Source organism: Microcoleus sp. S13_C3 (assembly GCF_036700905.1).
GTDB lineage: Bacteria > Cyanobacteriota > Cyanobacteriia > Cyanobacteriales > Microcoleaceae > Microcoleus.
Genome location: NZ_JAUBPT010000015.1, coordinates 11,835 through 28,518 on the forward strand (window position 1 = coordinate 11,835; position 16,684 = coordinate 28,518).

Sequence of the window (16,684 nt, forward strand, 5' to 3'; positions counted from 1 at the left end):
TAGAGTGGCAGTTTAAAATAGCGACGGGGTGCGTGAGGCATTAGTTGCGTTTACTGTCATCTCAATTGGGGCGCAAAGTTTAAAGTTCGGGCGTTGCGGGCGGATAGCTGGTGTCAACGATGTTTTCTGGGGTTTGGGGAGATGACGGAGTATCAGAAATCTTGCTGATTCTTGGAGACAATAAGGTTCTGTATGCTTGCTGAGGATGAGTTGGTTCGTCAGGGTATTGTGCCTCTAACAAGCCCTGTTTTAACATCGGATTTACATAGTGGTTCCTTACACTATTTGGAGCACGACCCAATAAGTCAGCTAATGTTCGGAGTTGTAAGTAATGTTCGGAGCAAAGTTCTAAAATAACCTGCTCGACAAGCTCTTTGCTGGTACGACCTTTGTCGCGAATCGGTGCAGCAATCTTTCGCAGACGCTCGTAATGTTCGGAGCTTGATTCGTAATGTTCGGAGCTTGATTCGTAATGTTCGGAGCTTGATTCGTAATGTTCGGAGCTTGGTTCGTAATGTTCGGAGCTTGGAATCAGGGAAAGTAAATCAGGTTGACCTTTATTTGGTAAAGCGTACTGAGTTCCACGTCCACGACCAGAGCGTTCTAACCAACCATTATTTACGAATCGCTTGAGACATTCCCCTATATCTCTGGGGTGTTCTCGGCTATAACACTGAATGTCAGCATTGCTAATTTCTCCTGATTGATGTGCCAGTATCAAAATAATGCGCTCTAATTCTGTTAGTTGGCAGTAGTCATCTCCCACGATTTCCCTTAACTCTTTTTCGACATTTTCGGGAATCATGCTGACCATTGGTAAAGCAACAAAAGTCATCTCTAACTCTAACTTCTCTGATACCAAGGGAAACCATTGCTGCTCTATCCAAGCGCGGATAATCTTTCCAAAGCCCGATCCTGCTTTTTCTCCTAAGCCAAGCATTTGAAACATTTTTTGCAAGTTAGGATTGCGAGGATCGCTAACGCCACCTTCGTAAAGCTGCTGGAGAGAAATTCTCAGACGACCCGGATTAGAAAACGAAAAACCATTTTTGTACTTAGTAATTGTTAAAGGGCGAGTAGATTGATGATCTGCATGAATAAGAGTATTGACTAAAGCCTCTCGCAAAGCTTCATGCACATGAGTTTCGCCTCGACGAACGGCATCTTTGTCGAGTTGAAAAGGAAGTTCTAAATCATTAACTAAACGAGTATAAACGCGATAGTAGAAGTTAAACAGGTTAGGTTCCCACTTACCATCAAGTGTTAGTCTGTAAGTCCATCGTGTTTCTGGATCGTCAGAAAGTTGCTCTTGATAATCAAGTTGGTAGTGAGGCAGTGCATCTAAAATGCTTCGTTCCCGACCAAACATCAACAAAGCAGCAATAGTTAACCCTTCTTTACCTGTGCTGCGATCGCGACTCCATCCCCCTAACTGACGCAACAAGTCAGAATCGTCTAATGCCAGCCAAGGATGATCCGGTTCTCTAGAACTAAACCGTTGACGAAAGGATTTTAATGTTTCTGCATCGATATCGTTAAGGTCGAAACCTTCTAAAATTTGGATATCTTGAGGTGTATCATTGGCATCGCGCAACATTTGGCGAACTTCAGCATCAGTGCAACGGTAATCCCCGTCATGGTTGCGCTTATATGTCCCAATCATGGGATTATTGTTAATAAAAACCGGGCGTTGCGCTCTTGTTGCTCTGGGAACTTTAATGACAACTAAATTATGAGCTTCTATCTTCAAAGTTTGCAAGTCAGAATTGCCGCAAATTGAGAAGTTCAGTTTTTGCGAATTATTATGATTATTCCAAAACTCTTTAATTAAAACATTAGGATTGCGGACACCAGAAATTTCAAACCCTATCCGAGTTTCTTTGACCCCAAGAACAATATAGCCGCCATCTGTATTTGCAAATGCTGATACAGTTTTCCAAACTTCATTGGGGAAACCACCCTCAGCAGACTTAAATTCAATGTCTTGGTCTTCTCCAAGGTTTATGCGATCGAGTAATGTTTCTAAATCCATTTCCTTTATAGCCTCCGAAATGTCAAAATCTCTGTAATGTCAGTCAACATAATTCGATTAGCTTTAGCTTTATTATTCATTCTAGCCATGTGTGGACTTTGGTTTTGCTGGATTCTTCGACTTGAATAAGCCTTATCGTGAAGAATATAGCCAGCAGACTCCCACAAAGAGCGGATTATATCTGTAACCATTACAATTAAACCATTGGCTACATCCCGATAATTTGGAGAAATAACAGTGCAAAGAGTTCCTGTTTTTTGTGCGGTGGCACAATTTTTAGCAATTCTAGCGATTGCTATCTGCCAATCTTCTAAAGACATATTGGCTAAATCTTCCGACTTATTAGAATACTGTTGGGCAACCATTCCATAATAAGGAATGTCCATAACAATATAATCAGGATTGGCAACTGGAAAACTTTTTATCAAATCATGCTGAGTAATTAAATCTTTGTACTTCCCACGTGGAGTCAGATCCAACATTTTGATATCAAAATCGTAAACGTGTTTTCCCATCCACTCTTGACGAGCTTCATACACCCGACAAACCTGACCAGATCCAGCCATTGGTGCAACAACTAAATCATTAGGTTTAACGTAGTACCAAAAACAGTTCGCGTACAGTTCCCCTGGAATATAACCCCAAGTTTCTGTTTCGCTATCTTGTTCGTCAATTCGACCATATTTAACTTGAGCAAAATTCCAATTATCAGAAGGTTTGATGAGAGGACTAAAAAGAGATTCTGATTTACCTTTTTCTAGTTGTCGAACCGCATTGACAAGAGCAGTAACAGACAGAGTTTTCCGTTTCCTTGTTGCTACTTCCAATCTAACGTCAGTCAAGATTGCTTCAAAAGTTTCCTCTTGAACCCTAGAAAGTTTACGGCAACGGTTAGCCTCATCTTTTCTAACACCTAATTCTTTGAGTGTAGGAAAACTTGCTTCTGGTGAGTCAATTATAAATCCACCCGATCGATCGGCGCTTCCGTTAGATAGTTGATGATTTGCCTTTTTTTTCGATGGCATGGACTCTATCAGCAGTCCTAATACTCTTTCAGACCGAATGCGGAGTTCTGTTGCATCTAAACGAATTTCCCGTGATATCTCAACTTGTTTGGTTAGCTCCTCAATTGCTTTCGTGGCATTATTAACACAAATAGCATCATAGATGTTCTTGACCTTAGCTAAATCAGACTTAGCATCCATTAAGTATTTCACAATTTCTGCTTCTGTAGGAGGAGTTTTAACAAGACCTAGATGAAGCTCTTCTACTGCTATTTTTTTATTTTCCATTGTTCGCTAGGTCACTATTCCTTACTTAAAAGTGCTTTCGATGGGTGCATTTTAGCTTGTACAATTGAAGTGGAACCAAACAAACTAACTAAGGCTTCTCCACGTTTTAATTGTGTAACCAAACCAAGAATTTCTTTTGAGGCTCCTGGTAAAGCGTTCTTTACTTCATCTGCTTGCTTATGAGCCATAATGATGCGGGAGTTGATATTGATACTAATACTTTCTGGCAATGCACTAAACCTTTGCAAACCGTACCAAAAAGCGATGTTAAGACTACGCCCCTTTCTCATATTAGCATCGAGCATATCTTCGCAAGCTTCGCGCAACTGCTTAGAACCGCTAAAGATATCTTGTGCTTCATCAATTAAATATAAAATTGGCGGTAGATCGGGGCTAGACGCTTTAGCATTGTAAACTCGCTCTAACAAGAACGATAAAAATAAACCATAATCTCGCCCTTGAGTTTGCCCTACTCGGATAACATTTACAGTTTTTTCTTTAATTAATGATGGCACGTCAATTTCTGGAGCAGGACTTTTTTTAGTGATTCCTAATCCTGGTAACTGGCCGGGCTCCGTGTAATCTTCCATCCTATCCATCCAAGGCAGTGATCGGGCTTTTAGTTTTCGGAGCATGGGTCTCATACTATTCTCAGAAATACTACCACCACCTAATATGTTGGACATCTCATTTTTTTGCAGTTTACTAATCCACTCAATTGCATCTTTTAATGCCCAGTTCTTTTTATTGTTTTCTTCTTGCTTGTCTTTATAGGCATTCAGTAGCAAAGTCATATTTTCCTGGGGGACTTCTTCCCCTCTTTTATGAAAAAGAGCAGAAGCAAGTTGATAAGGATCGAAACTGCTGGCATATACATTTATTAACTTTTCGCTGGTGTTGGCTTTACGAGAATTATCATCCGATAGTGAAAAATAGCGCAGCGTACAATCAAATGCTTGAGGCTCCCACTTAGGATCGGTAAATTTATCTTTCTCATCGTTGGGTTTTTCTAAATCTTGGTAGTCCGGCTTATGGTCAAATAAGAAAACACAATAACCCATATTAATAGCAGCCCTGACAATATTACTATTGGTATTAGACTTGCCGTAGCCAGTGGTACCAGCTACCGCACCATGATGACGTAGCACTTGATTATCTAAACAAATTGGAATTGTATTTTCGGACATTATGCAATCACTCCTATTTCAAAATCCGGGTTAGTATCAGGAAGACCAAGATTGTCAATAATTTCTTGATCGGTTGCTAATCTTGTTGGACTATTCCAATTAGGTCTTGTGCGAGGTGAAGAAGATATTCCGTTATGAAGGCGAGTAATAATCTTCCCTTTAAACAGGTGTACACATTCACCCAGAGTAGAAGGAGTTGGCATCCCTCTTAAATATCTTTCTTGGGTAACAATACGGGTAGGATTTTCTCGACTTAATCCCATTAAAGGGAGGTTAAGATTAGCTTCTTCAATCCTAGCAAAATAATGGTATTGTGGATTATCCCAAACATCCTCAATAATTACAAAATCTAGTGCTTCAATCCGTTGATAGTTTGAACTATTAGGAAAGCCTAGCAACTCAACATAAGCGGGGTTCGCACCATAGCTATCAGACCAAGTAACCAATGGGGCAATTGGTGTAAAGTTAGGGGGAGTTTGATTTTGTTGATTATTTATGGACTCTGTTTCACTTAAAGAATCATTGCTATAAGTCATAATTACCTCATAAGACGTTCGTTCATTTCATCCAAAGTTTGTCCGGGATATTGTTCAGCTAGTTTCCCATAAAGGTACTGTTCAGCTTCATCAGGTCTAAACTTGCCTCTGATATCAGAATCTACTTTATCTAACATATATGGTATTTCATGTCCGGCCACTCCATTACAATCTTGAAACAGCATTGCGATAGCCCTTGGTAGTTGATTAACTGGACATTCAAAACCAAAAACTTTTTTACCTGGCTGGTAAATGCCTCGAACATATTGGTTAGCTACATCATCTAAAAAACTAACAAGACTAGGATTGCTACCCCAGTCTTGTAGCCGCTCTCGCAATAAATTTCCAACATTAGATATTAAAAACACTTCATTTTGTTGTAAAGCTCTACTAAACCATCTAAGTGTTTGCTGGCTTTGACGAATATCTTTAATCACTCCAACGCAGAGTTTGCCTGTATTATGTAAATCTCGCATAATCTGACGACCCTTTTCCTGAGTTACTAGGTTTTGAGTAATAATGGGTCCGTCCACATAGATAATCGGTTCCTGAGTTTCAATAGCCGCTACTCGTTCTTTATACTCCCTCCATGTATTAGGCCAAGATTTCTCCTGTGTGAGAAATTTAGTTTGCTCAATTGCCTTCGTTATTTCTTCAGTAGTTGGAATTCCTTGCGGTGGTTGCACAAAATTCGCTACTGTTCTAGTTGCTGTTAATTTTGTGTCAGTATTCCCGGCTGAGTTATAGACTCCAACTCCTACGGCAAAAACTTGAGTTAACACAAACTTAGTGTGAGGAAAAATAATTGTTCCATCAACAGCACCAATATTTCCGGCAATATAATTATCCCAAAACCATTGCGATTCAATGTTTGCCCATTCATCTCGTCTCAAAAGTGCTGGAGCGCCAACAGTTTGACCAGATTGTTTCAGGTTTTGCTCCATAATCTGACGCAAGCCTGGAATCCAAGGATCTATTGTCTCTGTAGCATGGATTAATTCAGGCACTAATCCACCCATATCAGGATGCCAATAGGTTTCAGTAATGTCAAATTCATTGTCTACAATTTGTGAAAATGTGACTGTGTTTAAGTTTTGTGGATTTGAATTTTGATTCATATCATATCATACCTAACATTTTCTAGTTTTTAAATTAAGGTTTACTGGCGATCGCACTTACCCCCTCAATCGACTTACTAAACGCTGATGTATCTGATCGCACCAAACCGGAATCACAGGCTCACCACAGCTCAAGGAAGCGATCGCCCTTGCCATATCAAACTCTACCAGATCGATCGCCATGAATGAGTTTCACCACAGCATAAACCTCCACGGCGAAACCGGATGCGTAAACTCTGGTTCCTTCTCCCTCAATGGACAAAACTCTGTCATCAGTGACAAACAGTTTGTTACTGTAGAAATTAAAAAAGGCGGCACCCAGATTTGAACTGGGGGTGGAGGTTTTGCAGACCTCTGCCTTACCACTTGGCTATGCCGCCGTCACGTCTGAAATTTGACGTTTTCTTATAGTACACCAAATCTCGAAAATTTTAACATACCTGTCAAAAATTTCGTGAAGCGCAGCTATCCCCAACGCGCCTGGGTTTCCCAAGGGTAGGGAATCGCCCTTTCCATATCCCCAAAACCCTTGTGGGAAGGTAATCTAGAACTATAGCAACGACCCGTAACACCAGCCATGACACCAGTTTCTCCCCTACTCGTCGCCCAAATCACCGACACTCACTTGTTTGCAGAGATCGATCGAGAATGGAAAGGCCTCTCAACAGCCCGCACCCTCCAAGCAGTTCTCGATCGCTTGCAACAGATACAGCCGCCGCCCGACTTACTCCTACTCACAGGCGACTTGTCCCAAGACGAAACACCAGAATCCTACCAGCGCCTCGTCTCCCTCATCGCCCCCCTCGGAATACCCGCGTACTGGATACCTGGGAACCACGACAACATCCCAGTTATGGCAGAAATATTAAATCAGTCGCCTCTTTCCCCAGAAAAATCATGGATGCTAGGAAACTGGCAATTTCTATTACTTTCGAGTGTGGAAGCCGGATGCGACGGCGGGCGGCTTTCCCCAGAAAGCTTGCATTGGCTCGACTCTCAACTGCAACAAACGGGCGATCGACCTGTTATCATTGCCTTGCACCATCATCCTTTGCCGATCGACTCTGAAATAATGGATGGAATGATGCTGCACAATGCCGATGAATTTTTCGCAATTGTCGATCGATACCCTCAAATCAAAATCGTTCTTTGTGGCCACATTCACCAAGAATTTCAACAACAGCGGGGGTCAGTTACCTACTTGGGGACACCCAGCACCTGCATCCAACTTTTACCCAAAAGCCATCCCATTATCCTTGACGAAATCCCGCCGGGATTTAGATTGCTTGAATTGGCGATCGACGGTACTTGGAAAACCAGACTTGAGCGAGTTGCCGAAGCATAGCCACCCTTTTAATAATTTTCCATAGCCTTAAAATAATTATTATCAAATTTACATTTTTTTGTCAATCCATCAACAGATAGATTGTGGTGAGCAACCCCATCTATTATTATATTTATTAACGATAGATTGCAGACCTACGTAAACTAGCAAGCTACGAACAAAAATCTATCTGGCAACATTACAAAACAGGAAAAACTAAATATATGTCTGAACTAAATGGCGTCATGATGCAGTATTTCCACTGGTACACACCCGCTGACGGCAGCCTGTGGAATCAGCTAGCGAAATCAGCAAAAGATTTAGCCAAAATAGGCGTTACATCCCTGTGGTTGCCGCCAGCATATAAAGGAACCGGCGGCGGTATGGATGTGGGTTACGGCGTCTACGACTTATTCGATTTAGGCGAGTTCGACCAGAAAGGGTCAGTACGCACGAAATACGGGACAAAAGATGAGTATTTGGCCGCGATAAAAGCTGCCCAAGATGCAGGAATTCGGATTTATGCCGATGTAGTCTTCAACCACAAATTAGGTGCAGATGCAGAAGAAGAAGCCGAAGCCACACCCTTCAATCCCGACAACCGGAATGACACCGTAGGCGAATATCAAAACATCAAAGCTTGGACGCATTTTACATTCCCCGGCCGCGACAAAAAATATTCCAGCATGGAGTGGCATTGGTGGCATTTTGACGCCATTGATTACAACGTTTACAACACAGAAACCCATGCCGTTTACCTGCTTAAAGGTAAAGAATTCGATCGAGGAGTAGACCTAGAAAAAGGCAATTATGACTACCTGATGGGTTGCGATTTAGATATGGACAACCCAGAAGTCACCGGGGAATTAAAATACTGGGGTGAGTGGTATGTCGATACAACAAACGTTGACGGCTTTCGCTTCGATGCCGTCAAACACGTAGCAGCAGAATTTTTCCAAGAATGGTTGGAACACGTCCGCCACTATGCCCAACGCGACCTATTTGCCGTCGGCGAATATTGGTCTTATGAAGTGGAAGCTTTGCACTACTTCCTAGAAGCAACGGACGGTAAAGTAGCCTTATTTGACGCACCCCTCCACTACAACTTCCACGCTGCTAGCAAAGCCGGTAATAGCTATGATTTGCGAACAATTTTTGATAATACCCTCGTCCAACAACAACCAGCCCTCGCCGTTACCTTGGTTGACAACCATGATTCCCAACCCTTACAATCCCTAGAATCAGTTGTCGAGGCTTGGTTTAAACCCCTTGCTTATGCTTTAATCCTGCTGCGGCGCGAAGGATATCCGTGCATTTTTTACCCGGATTATTACGGCGCAAACTATAAGGATACAGCAAATGATGGCAATGAATACGAGATTTGGTTAGACAAACATAAGTTTATGGTAGATAAATTCTTGTTCGCGCGCCAAACCTATTCCTACGGCAATCAGTACGATTACTTCGACCACGCCAACACTATTGGCTGGACGCGACTCGGAAATGAAGAACATCCGGGCGGCATGGCTGTGGTACTCAGTAACGGAGGCGATGGCACTAAGTTTATGGAAGTCGGACAACCGAATCGAACTTATATTGACATCACCGAACACATCAAAGAACCCATCACCACGAATGAGGATGGTTGGGCAGATTTTCGGTGTAACGCCGGTTCTGTTTCTGTCTGGGTTCCGCAGGCGTAAGGACTGTGTTAACAGCAAAAAGTAAAAAGCAAGATATCTTTTTACTTTTTGGTTTCATATTTTTAATAGCTAAAATCTATCTATAGTTAGGACTAAAGCTCTCTCTTTAGTCCTATTTTTAGGCGATGCGATCGTGTATAATATTATTTTACATAAAAAATTATGAAACTTTCAGAAAAAGTTGCAGTTATTACCGGCGGTGGGTCGGGAATTGGTCATGCAGCAGCAATTTTAATGGCCAAGGAAGGTGCAAAAGTTGCTATTATCGATCACATTTTGGAAACGGGGCAAGAAACCGTCCGCCAGTTGGTCAATGAAGGAGGCTGCGGGCTGGCTATTGCCGCAGATGTTGGGGATTCTCAGCAAATGCAACAAGCATTTCAAACAATTTTTGACAAATATCAAAGAATTGATATTGTGTTTGCAAATGCTGGTATTAACGGTGTATGGTCGCCGATAGAGGAGATAGAACCCGATGAGTGGGATCGGACAATTAACACCAACATCAGAGGAACATTTTTGACTGTTAAGTATGCTATTCCTCATCTGAAAAAACAAGGAGGTTCAATTGTAATTACATCATCGATTAATGGCACCAGAAGTTTCAGGAAAGTTGGTGCAACGGCCTACGCTTGTTCAAAAGCTGCCCAAGTAGCCTTTGCAAAAATGCTGGCGCTAGAACTCGCAGCCTGCCAAATTAGAGTCAATGTGATCTGTCCAGGCGGTGTGCTAACTGCAATTGAAGAAAGCACCGTTAAGCGCCATCTCGATCGCATTCCAGTCCCGCCTGATTCCATTCAAGACATGATTCCTTTGACGGATAATACCGCAGGTTCTAGCGAAGAAGTCGCCCAATTAGTGTTGTTTCTGGTATCACATTCCTCCAGCTTCATTACAGGTACTGAAGTCTGGATTGATGGTGGCGGTTCTTTGATTTAAAATCTCTATAGTTTATTTTTATCACTCGGCGGTTGAAACCGCTTCTTGTCAAACGAAGTCCGCCTGCGCGGACTAAGAAATAAGAATTTCTAATGACTAACTCTCCTTTGTTGAACAGCAGTTTGCAATGTCTGGGGCAGCCACTTATCGTACTGAGGATAAACAGGCAAACGCTTTACGAGTTGCCATCCCGATGTTGCTAAAATTTCTGTTAAAGTTTGGTGTTGCAGGTGAGGATAATCGGGATTAACTTCATCCCGCGGTCCAATTCCTCCTAAATCTCTAGCACCTGCTTCTAAACAAGCAAGTAATATGTCTGGCTGTGCAACTAAATTTGGGGGAATTTGCAGCCTGATTTCAGATGGTAAAATGCTGCGGGCGATCGCAACTACTTCGGGCATTTTTGTAGCATCAAAAACTTCACCGTCCCAACTTTGCTGATTTCCCGGACTGTGTGGCTGGATGATAACTTCTTGAATGTGATTGCAGGGCGAATGAATGCGGGCGATCGCCTCCAGCGTCTCAATCCAATCAGCCTCACTTTCTCCAATTCCCAGCAGCAAACCAGTTGTAAACGGAATCTTTAATTCCCCAGCCCATTCTAACTGTTGCAGCCGCAGCGCCGGCACTTTACTCGGTGCGTGTCGGTGAACAGTTTGTAACAAATGTGGGGCAAGCTGTTCTAGCATCAGCCCCATCGATACATTTACCTCTTTTAACAGTGCCATCTCCTCAAAGCTGAGCGGCCCCACATTAGTATGCGGCAAAAATCCCAGAGCAAGTGCCAGTTCGCACAAATCGTAAATCCGCTGCAACCAAGCTTTTCGCCGTTTACTTTGAGGATGTACCTCGCCGCTGAGGATGAGAATTTCAATTACACCTTGAGTTTGCAGCAGCAAAAGCTGTTTTTCGGCTTCTGCGAGTGTCAGCCAAGGACTTTGCAGCGGTTCTGCCCGAAAATTGCAATAGGTGCAGCGGTTAAAACACTCGTAAGTGGGAACCAGAGTATAAGCAGGGCTGTAGGTGACGTTGCGGGACATTCCTTGGGATAATTATCGATCGGACTTAGGATCGCGAATTAAATAACTTACAATTTTAATTGTTATTGTGGGATGGGCGTCCCGCCCGTCCCACTTTCAAGAGTGGAAGTTATTTAATTCTCATTCCTTACGCAGTAACATATATCTGTGCATTGCGAGTTTTGCGGTTGGCGATCGCAACCCTTCATCTATCTTAACACTGACGCCCCTCCCGAATCTCGTTGCCCCGGTAGATTATGAGTATTCTTCATTGGTGGGCGATCGTCCACCAATTCCGCCTCCTGCTTTTAAAGTCCTTATACAGCAGGCTTTGTAGCTTTTAACAAGCATAGTTTATGACACCTATAAGAAAAACTGTGCTTAAAAGGCCTTTACAAACTGAAATAAAAGCTTTATGTTTATTTACATGGCGGAACACAAAGCCGTCACGAACATTGAAAACCAAATAAAGCAATCATAAACAAATGACAACAACCTTACAGCAACGCGAAAGCGCCAATGTCTGGGAACGCTTTTGTGAGTGGGTCACATCAACCGACAACCGGATTTACATCGGTTGGTTCGGCGTCTTGATGATTCCTACCCTCCTGAGCGCCACCATCTGCTACATCATCGCCTTCATCGCTGCCCCTCCAGTGGACATCGACGGCATCCGCGAACCCGTTGCAGGTTCCTTGATGTACGGTAACAACATCATCACAGGTGCTGTTGTTCCTTCATCTAACGCCATTGGCTTGCACTTCTACCCAATCTGGGAAGCAGCTTCCCTCGATGAGTGGTTGTACAACGGCGGCCCTTACCAATTGGTAATTTTCCACTTCCTGATCGGTGTATTTTGCTACATGGGTCGTGAATGGGAATTGTCCTACCGCTTAGGTATGCGTCCTTGGATCTGCGTCGCTTACTCTGCACCTGTTGCAGCAGCAACCGCAGTATTCTTGATCTACCCAATTGGACAAGGTTCGTTCTCTGACGGTATGCCCTTGGGTATCTCCGGCACATTCAACTTCATGATCGTGTTCCAAGCAGAGCACAACATCCTGATGCACCCGTTCCACATGTTGGGAGTTGCTGGTGTCTTCGGTGGTAGCTTGTTCTCCGCCATGCACGGAAGCTTGGTAACATCTTCCTTGGTTCGTGAAACAACCGAAACCGAATCGCAAAACTACGGTTACAAATTCGGTCAAGAAGAAGAAACCTACAACATCGTTGCAGCCCACGGCTACTTCGGTCGTTTGATTTTCCAATACGCTTCTTTCAACAACAGCCGTTCTTTGCACTTCTTGTTAGGTGCATGGCCAGTTGTCGGTATCTGGTTTACCGCTTTGGGTATATCGACAATGGCTTTCAACTTGAACGGTTTCAACTTCAACCAATCGATTATCGACTCTCAAGGTCGTGTCATCAATACTTGGGCTGATGTCATTAACCGCGCTAACTTGGGTATGGAAGTAATGCACGAGCGCAATGCTCACAACTTCCCTCTCGACTTGGCTGCTAGTGAAGTCACTCCAGTAGCTTTGGTTGCTCCTTCTATCAATGGCTAAGTTTTAGTCTGAGATTGACAAAAAGCGCTCCTAGAAATAGGGGCGCTTTTTGTTTGGGAAAAAATATTTTTTTAGACTTTATTCATATCGTTTCCGGTTGCATCGGAATGATTTAACCGCAGAGGGCGCAGAGAACGCAGAGGGAGAGAATACAGAGATGAATAATTCCGATGCTACCGGATTTGATATCACATATCTAGTGGGAGCATCTGTGCTGCGAGTAAAAACCGTTTTTTTGGAGTGCGAGCATCCCGCACAGCACAGTATATACATATAGCGAGGGGGACGATCGCACCCAGAGTAAAAGCAAAACTGAGATGCTCCCTATCTAGTCTGGTAAAATAACCGTTATAACTTTTGTAGTGAGGACGGAAGTCCGAGCGAGTTTTATGAGGACTTCCGTCCTCACTATAAACCAATTTTATTCTGGTTGTTCGAGCGGACATAATATGATTAACGACTAATAACTAATAACTAATAACTAATAACTAATGAGTGATGACGATCGAGTTTGATGATTCCGATGCAGCCGGAAACGAGATTAGCGGTAAGGATTCAATGCACAAATGGCTTTCGGTGGTGGGGATTGGCGAAGATGGACTTTCGGGGCTCGGCCCGATCGCCTCTACCCTCCTCTCTCGATCTCAAATCGTTGTTGGTGGCGCGCGTCACCTAGCAATGCTACCAACCGATGACACCCGCGAAAAATTGGTTTGGGCATCGCCTTTGCAGACAACAGTTGACGAGATTCTCCGTCGGCGGGGACAATCTGTGTGCGTGCTCGCAAGCGGCGATCCCATGTGTCACGGCATCGGCGTCACGCTGTCGCGCCAGATTCCCATTTCGGAAATGACTGTGATTCCGGCAGCATCGGCTTTTAGTCTTGCTTGCGCCCGTTTGGGTTGGCCGCTGGCCCAAGCTGAGACTTTCAGTTTGACAAATCGCCCGATCGCATCGATCGCCCTTGCTTTGTCGCCGGGGGCGCGCTTGCTGGTGTTGAGCGCTGACCGACATACGCCAGCAAAAGTTGCCCAATTGTTGACGCAGCGGGGGTTTGGCAGCAGTTTGATGACCGTGTTCGAGCGGATGGGAGCGGGATCGGAACGGCGGATCGAAGGGGTAGCAGCAGCCTGGAATGCAGCGGATTTGGCTGATTTGAACACGATCGCGATCGCAGTTGCAGCCGATCGACCAACTGTGATTTTCCCTCGTACCTCCGGTTTGCCGGATGCTGCTTATCGCCACGACGGACAACTTACCAAGCGGGAGGTTCGAGCCGTTACTCTGTCAACGTTAGCACCGATTCCCGGAGAGTTGCTTTGGGATGTGGGCGCGGGCTGCGGTTCGATCGCGATCGAATGGATGCGGAGTCATCCTCGGTGCAGGGCGATCGCGATCGAACGCCATCCGACTCGATTGGAATACATCGCTGAAAATGCCTCGACTTTCGGCGTTCCCGAACTCGAAATCGTTGCGGGAGAAGCGCCGGAAGCCCTGAGAAATTTGCCTCAACCGAATGCTATTTTCATCGGTGGCGGTGTCACTGCAGAAGCTTTGCTGGAAACTTGTTGGAATGCTTTAGGTGAAGGCGGGCGATTAGTTGTTAATGCGGTGACAGTTGAGAGCGAGTTTAAAGTTTTGCAATGGCACGATCGTTATGGTGGGGAACTAATTAGAATTGGTATTCAGCGAGTAGGGGCGATCGGTTCTTTTCAGGGTTGGAAGCCGCTTGCGCCGGTGACTCAGTGGGCGGTTGTTAAGGGGTAATACCAATTCTGATGGGATCGGAATGATTTAACCACAGAGTACGCAGAGAACACAGAGGAAGAGATGAGAGAGATGAATCATTCCGATGAAGAGTGGATTTGATATAAAAGGCGATCGATCTTTTTCCAATAAAGCTATAATCAATAATATCCTCTGAAATGAGAGTGATAATGCCAGACGAATCATCTGTAGATCCTTATTTAGATCGACTGTTTGAAGACTATTCCAACACTGAAGTTCTCGAACTACAGCAATATCTGTCTGAATGGGATAGAGGAACTTATCGAACTGTGGCCCAAAGTGTGTTAGACCATTCACAAAGAAAAGGATTTGATCCACTCAAATATTTGCGTAAAGCACACAACTTCAACACCAGAGGTGCTGTAAGAGTTCCTCGCATGGGATATCGGCAGGATGGAGCCGCTGTTTACCGAAAGGGCTATGAGTTTTTAATTGTGCGACCTGACCAGTATGGTGTTGAGAAAATCGTGACTTATGGCATTAATGAGGAATAGCGATATGGCACAAGTTCAGAACAAATTAGCGATTCAACAAGATATTATTGTGCAACTTTTGGCACAGTTGAGGGTTGACTATCAAAACACTAAATCAGAGCGCAAAGAGATATCTCAGAGGTATCTTGGTTCTGAGGAAGATTTTTCGTTTCTGGAGGAGCTTGAGTTAGTAACAGTAAGTATTCGCGGTTATGCTAGTCAGATTGAGGAGCGCGCAGAGGTTGAGAATCGCGAGCAAGCGATCGCAAATTTACATCAGCTTAGGGTGTTCGATCGTTCTGCGATTGCTGAGTTTTATGCTGAAACGCGATCGGGCTATCTTCAAATGCGGTCTTATATCCGAATGCTAGACTATTTGCGGCTGCTCGTTTTGGAATATTTGCAGATGGAATAGAGTTCCAGATAAGTTAGTTTACTAGACACCGTAGCCACCTCGATCATCGGCAATTTCTTGCTCTAACTCAACTTCATTGAGGAGTTTCATACCGTTGGCGATCGCCCGTTGGCGAAGTTTCCACAGGGTTTGACCGAGTTGTGTTTTGGGGGTAAATTCAGGTGAAGATTTGAGCGCTAGAGCTTGGGTAAACTGAAGGACTTTTGCGCGATCGGCGGGGGCAAGTTCGCGCCAGTATTGTAGGAGGATTTCTTGGGGAGGCATGGAAACTTTTTGGGCGTAACTCTATAATTTATTTTACTCTTTTACAATCGATTGGGTCAATGCCATTGGCGATAATAGTCTAGTTTATGCCCATAATCTTTGAACAGCATAAGCATCAAACATTTCCTCGTGGCTGACTAAATAGGCATCTTCTGTCCACTACGCTAAGATGAAGGCAGGTTTACATTGTCTTATGAGGTCGTTATGACCAGTTCGCTATCATCTACAAGCCTTTCTCGCTATGTCACCCGCAATCCTGAAGTTTTGCAGGGGGAACCGATTATTGCAGACACTCAAGTTACTGTACGGGATATTGTGGTGTTTTGGAAATCGGGAACAAAGCCTGAAGAAATCCCACAGAAGTTACTTCAACTCGTGACGGCGGCTCAAGTGTTTGATGCCATTAGCTTTTATCTGGATAATCAGCCAGAAATTGACGATCGGATTGCTTGGTATGAGGCGCGTCCGATGTTGAATGTTTCACCTCTTTTGAGATGTAATCCGTTGCTGAATGAAGTCACGAAATATGTTGAAGCATATCGCCACGATCGAAATGCCGATATCGATTTTCCTGAGTCTGAGACCCTATGACTCAATATATTCTCGATACCGACCATATCACACTGCTGCAACACTCTAATCCACTCATATTGCAACGTTTTGAAGCTCTCCATACCAGGGAGGTTGCTATTACTGTCATCAATGTTGAGGAATTGATTCAGGGCTGGTTCAATGCAATTCGTCAAGCTTCGCAACCCGGACAGAAGCAACGCTTAACTTGGGCTTATGTAGGTTTGAGATCGGCTGTTAAATTTCTCAACGATATTCTCGTTCTGGATTTTACCGAGTCAGCTTACGAGCAATATTTGGCGCTGCGCCGTCAGGGAATACGAATTGGGACACAAGACTTGCGGATTGCGTCCATTGCTTTGGTTAATAACTCAATTTTAGTGACGCGAAATCGACAAGATTTTGCACAAGTGCCAGGACTGGTTTTGGAGGATTGGACATAACAATTGCCAAGCC

At 44.0% G+C, this 16,684-nt stretch carries 18 protein-coding genes and 1 tRNA gene; 10 read left to right on the forward strand and 9 right to left on the reverse strand.

What is annotated here, in order from left to right; translation table 11 throughout:
* Positions 1 to 79 precede the first annotated feature (79 nt).
* The 6 genes from QUA16_RS06550 to QUA16_RS06575 all read right to left on the reverse strand — a co-directional run bounded on the left by QUA16_RS06550 (position 80) and on the right by QUA16_RS06575 (position 6,545).
* Positions 80 to 2,032 carry an RNA-binding domain-containing protein gene (locus QUA16_RS06550; RefSeq protein ID WP_333107214.1) on the reverse strand — a complete coding sequence of 651 codons (1,953 nt, stop codon included), beginning with the start codon at positions 2,030 to 2,032 and terminating at the stop codon, positions 80 to 82.
* A gap of 5 nt (positions 2,033 to 2,037) precedes the next feature.
* Positions 2,038 to 3,324, reverse strand: coding sequence for a hypothetical protein (locus QUA16_RS06555; RefSeq protein ID WP_333107212.1), 1,287 nt, complete (start codon positions 3,322 to 3,324; stop codon positions 2,038 to 2,040).
* A gap of 14 nt (positions 3,325 to 3,338) precedes the next feature.
* On the reverse strand, positions 3,339 to 4,511 hold the full coding sequence (locus QUA16_RS06560; protein ID WP_333107211.1) for a helicase HerA domain-containing protein: 1,173 nt from the start codon (positions 4,509 to 4,511) through the stop codon (positions 3,339 to 3,341).
* Entirely contained in the window at positions 4,511 to 5,047 is a 537-nt protein-coding gene (locus tag QUA16_RS06565; protein WP_333107210.1) for a hypothetical protein, read from the reverse strand. Before QUA16_RS06565 ends, QUA16_RS06560 begins: the two co-directional genes overlap by 1 nt.
* A 2-nt stretch (positions 5,048 to 5,049) precedes the next feature.
* Complete coding sequence (locus tag QUA16_RS06570) at positions 5,050 to 6,165, reverse strand: hypothetical protein (protein ID WP_333107208.1); 1,116 nt, start codon at positions 6,163 to 6,165, stop codon at positions 5,050 to 5,052.
* 309 nt (positions 6,166 to 6,474) lie between these two features.
* Positions 6,475 to 6,545 (reverse strand) — tRNA-Cys (locus QUA16_RS06575).
* 197 nt (positions 6,546 to 6,742) lie between these two features.
* On the opposite strand from QUA16_RS06575, the gene cpdA reads away from it, so the two are divergent.
* The 3 genes from cpdA (at position 6,743) to QUA16_RS06590 (ending at position 10,131) form a co-directional block, all read left to right on the forward strand.
* Entirely contained in the window at positions 6,743 to 7,510 is a 768-nt protein-coding gene (cpdA, locus tag QUA16_RS06580) for a 3',5'-cyclic-AMP phosphodiesterase (protein ID WP_333107207.1), read from the forward strand.
* A 203-nt stretch (positions 7,511 to 7,713) separates the two neighbouring features.
* Complete coding sequence (locus tag QUA16_RS06585; RefSeq protein WP_333107205.1) at positions 7,714 to 9,192, forward strand: alpha-amylase; 1,479 nt, start codon at positions 7,714 to 7,716, stop codon at positions 9,190 to 9,192.
* A gap of 162 nt (positions 9,193 to 9,354) precedes the next feature.
* Positions 9,355 to 10,131, forward strand: a complete 777-nt coding sequence (locus tag QUA16_RS06590) for an SDR family NAD(P)-dependent oxidoreductase (protein ID WP_333107204.1) — start codon at positions 9,355 to 9,357, stop codon at positions 10,129 to 10,131.
* A gap of 89 nt (positions 10,132 to 10,220) precedes the next feature.
* On the opposite strand, the gene cofG is transcribed toward QUA16_RS06590, so the two are convergent.
* Positions 10,221 to 11,171: a 7,8-didemethyl-8-hydroxy-5-deazariboflavin synthase subunit CofG gene (cofG, locus tag QUA16_RS06595; protein ID WP_333107203.1), complete on the reverse strand. Its 951-nt coding sequence runs from the start codon at positions 11,169 to 11,171 to the stop codon at positions 10,221 to 10,223.
* A gap of 67 nt (positions 11,172 to 11,238) precedes the next feature.
* Between cofG and QUA16_RS06600 the strand changes: the two genes are divergently transcribed.
* Complete coding sequence (locus tag QUA16_RS06600; protein ID WP_333181061.1) at positions 11,239 to 11,487, forward strand: hypothetical protein; 249 nt, start codon at positions 11,239 to 11,241, stop codon at positions 11,485 to 11,487.
* Between the two features lie 148 nt (positions 11,488 to 11,635).
* Positions 11,636 to 12,718: a photosystem II q(b) protein gene (gene psbA, locus QUA16_RS06605; protein WP_333107820.1), complete on the forward strand. Its 1,083-nt coding sequence runs from the start codon at positions 11,636 to 11,638 to the stop codon at positions 12,716 to 12,718.
* Between the two features lie 188 nt (positions 12,719 to 12,906).
* On the opposite strand, the gene QUA16_RS06610 is transcribed toward psbA, so the two are convergent.
* A complete protein-coding gene (locus QUA16_RS06610; protein WP_333107821.1) occupies positions 12,907 to 13,137 on the reverse strand; it encodes a hypothetical protein in 231 nt (76 codons plus the stop codon).
* Between the two features lie 79 nt (positions 13,138 to 13,216).
* Between QUA16_RS06610 and cbiE the strand changes: the two genes are divergently transcribed.
* The 3 genes from cbiE (at position 13,217) to QUA16_RS06625 (ending at position 15,394) form a co-directional block, all read left to right on the forward strand.
* A complete protein-coding gene (cbiE, locus tag QUA16_RS06615) occupies positions 13,217 to 14,485 on the forward strand; it encodes a precorrin-6y C5,15-methyltransferase (decarboxylating) subunit CbiE (RefSeq protein WP_333107822.1) in 1,269 nt (422 codons plus the stop codon).
* Positions 14,486 to 14,655: 170 nt separating this feature from the next.
* Positions 14,656 to 15,000 (forward strand): hypothetical protein, encoded by a 345-nt coding sequence (locus QUA16_RS06620; RefSeq protein WP_333107823.1) that lies wholly within the window; start codon positions 14,656 to 14,658, stop codon positions 14,998 to 15,000.
* Between the two features lie 4 nt (positions 15,001 to 15,004).
* Positions 15,005 to 15,394 (forward strand): hypothetical protein, encoded by a 390-nt coding sequence (locus QUA16_RS06625; protein ID WP_333107824.1) that lies wholly within the window; start codon positions 15,005 to 15,007, stop codon positions 15,392 to 15,394.
* Positions 15,395 to 15,415: 21 nt separating this feature from the next.
* On the opposite strand, the gene QUA16_RS06630 is transcribed toward QUA16_RS06625, so the two are convergent.
* Positions 15,416 to 15,658: a hypothetical protein gene (locus QUA16_RS06630; protein WP_333107825.1), complete on the reverse strand. Its 243-nt coding sequence runs from the start codon at positions 15,656 to 15,658 to the stop codon at positions 15,416 to 15,418.
* Between the two features lie 204 nt (positions 15,659 to 15,862).
* Here QUA16_RS06630 and QUA16_RS06635 point away from each other — a divergent pair, with 204 nt between their 5' ends.
* Positions 15,863 to 16,249 (forward strand): DUF433 domain-containing protein, encoded by a 387-nt coding sequence (locus QUA16_RS06635; RefSeq protein ID WP_333107826.1) that lies wholly within the window; start codon positions 15,863 to 15,865, stop codon positions 16,247 to 16,249.
* On the forward strand, positions 16,246 to 16,671 hold the full coding sequence (locus QUA16_RS06640) for a type II toxin-antitoxin system VapC family toxin (RefSeq protein WP_333107827.1): 426 nt from the start codon (positions 16,246 to 16,248) through the stop codon (positions 16,669 to 16,671). The genes QUA16_RS06635 and QUA16_RS06640 overlap by 4 nt, the downstream gene beginning before the upstream one ends.
* Positions 16,672 to 16,684: the final 13 nt, after the last annotated feature.

Coding starts and splice junctions, on each gene's coding strand:
- QUA16_RS06550 (WP_333107214.1), bottom strand. CDS start 2,032: ATGGATTTAGAAACATTACTCGATCGCATAAACCTTGGAGAAGACCAA.
- QUA16_RS06555 (WP_333107212.1), bottom strand. CDS start 3,324: ATGGAAAATAAAAAAATAGCAGTAGAAGAGCTTCATCTAGGTCTTGTT.
- QUA16_RS06560 (WP_333107211.1), bottom strand. CDS start 4,511: ATGTCCGAAAATACAATTCCAATTTGTTTAGATAATCAAGTGCTACGT.
- QUA16_RS06565 (WP_333107210.1), bottom strand. CDS start 5,047: ATGACTTATAGCAATGATTCTTTAAGTGAAACAGAGTCCATAAATAAT.
- QUA16_RS06570 (WP_333107208.1), bottom strand. CDS start 6,165: ATGAATCAAAATTCAAATCCACAAAACTTAAACACAGTCACATTTTCA.
- cpdA (WP_333107207.1), top strand. CDS start 6,743: ATGACACCAGTTTCTCCCCTACTCGTCGCCCAAATCACCGACACTCAC.
- QUA16_RS06585 (WP_333107205.1), top strand. CDS start 7,714: ATGTCTGAACTAAATGGCGTCATGATGCAGTATTTCCACTGGTACACA.
- QUA16_RS06590 (WP_333107204.1), top strand. CDS start 9,355: ATGAAACTTTCAGAAAAAGTTGCAGTTATTACCGGCGGTGGGTCGGGA.
- cofG (WP_333107203.1), bottom strand. CDS start 11,171: ATGTCCCGCAACGTCACCTACAGCCCTGCTTATACTCTGGTTCCCACT.
- psbA (WP_333107820.1), top strand. CDS start 11,636: ATGACAACAACCTTACAGCAACGCGAAAGCGCCAATGTCTGGGAACGC.
- cbiE (WP_333107822.1), top strand. CDS start 13,217: ATGACGATCGAGTTTGATGATTCCGATGCAGCCGGAAACGAGATTAGC.
- QUA16_RS06620 (WP_333107823.1), top strand. CDS start 14,656: ATGCCAGACGAATCATCTGTAGATCCTTATTTAGATCGACTGTTTGAA.
- QUA16_RS06625 (WP_333107824.1), top strand. CDS start 15,005: ATGGCACAAGTTCAGAACAAATTAGCGATTCAACAAGATATTATTGTG.
- QUA16_RS06630 (WP_333107825.1), bottom strand. CDS start 15,658: ATGCCTCCCCAAGAAATCCTCCTACAATACTGGCGCGAACTTGCCCCC.
- QUA16_RS06635 (WP_333107826.1), top strand. CDS start 15,863: ATGACCAGTTCGCTATCATCTACAAGCCTTTCTCGCTATGTCACCCGC.
- QUA16_RS06640 (WP_333107827.1), top strand. CDS start 16,246: ATGACTCAATATATTCTCGATACCGACCATATCACACTGCTGCAACAC.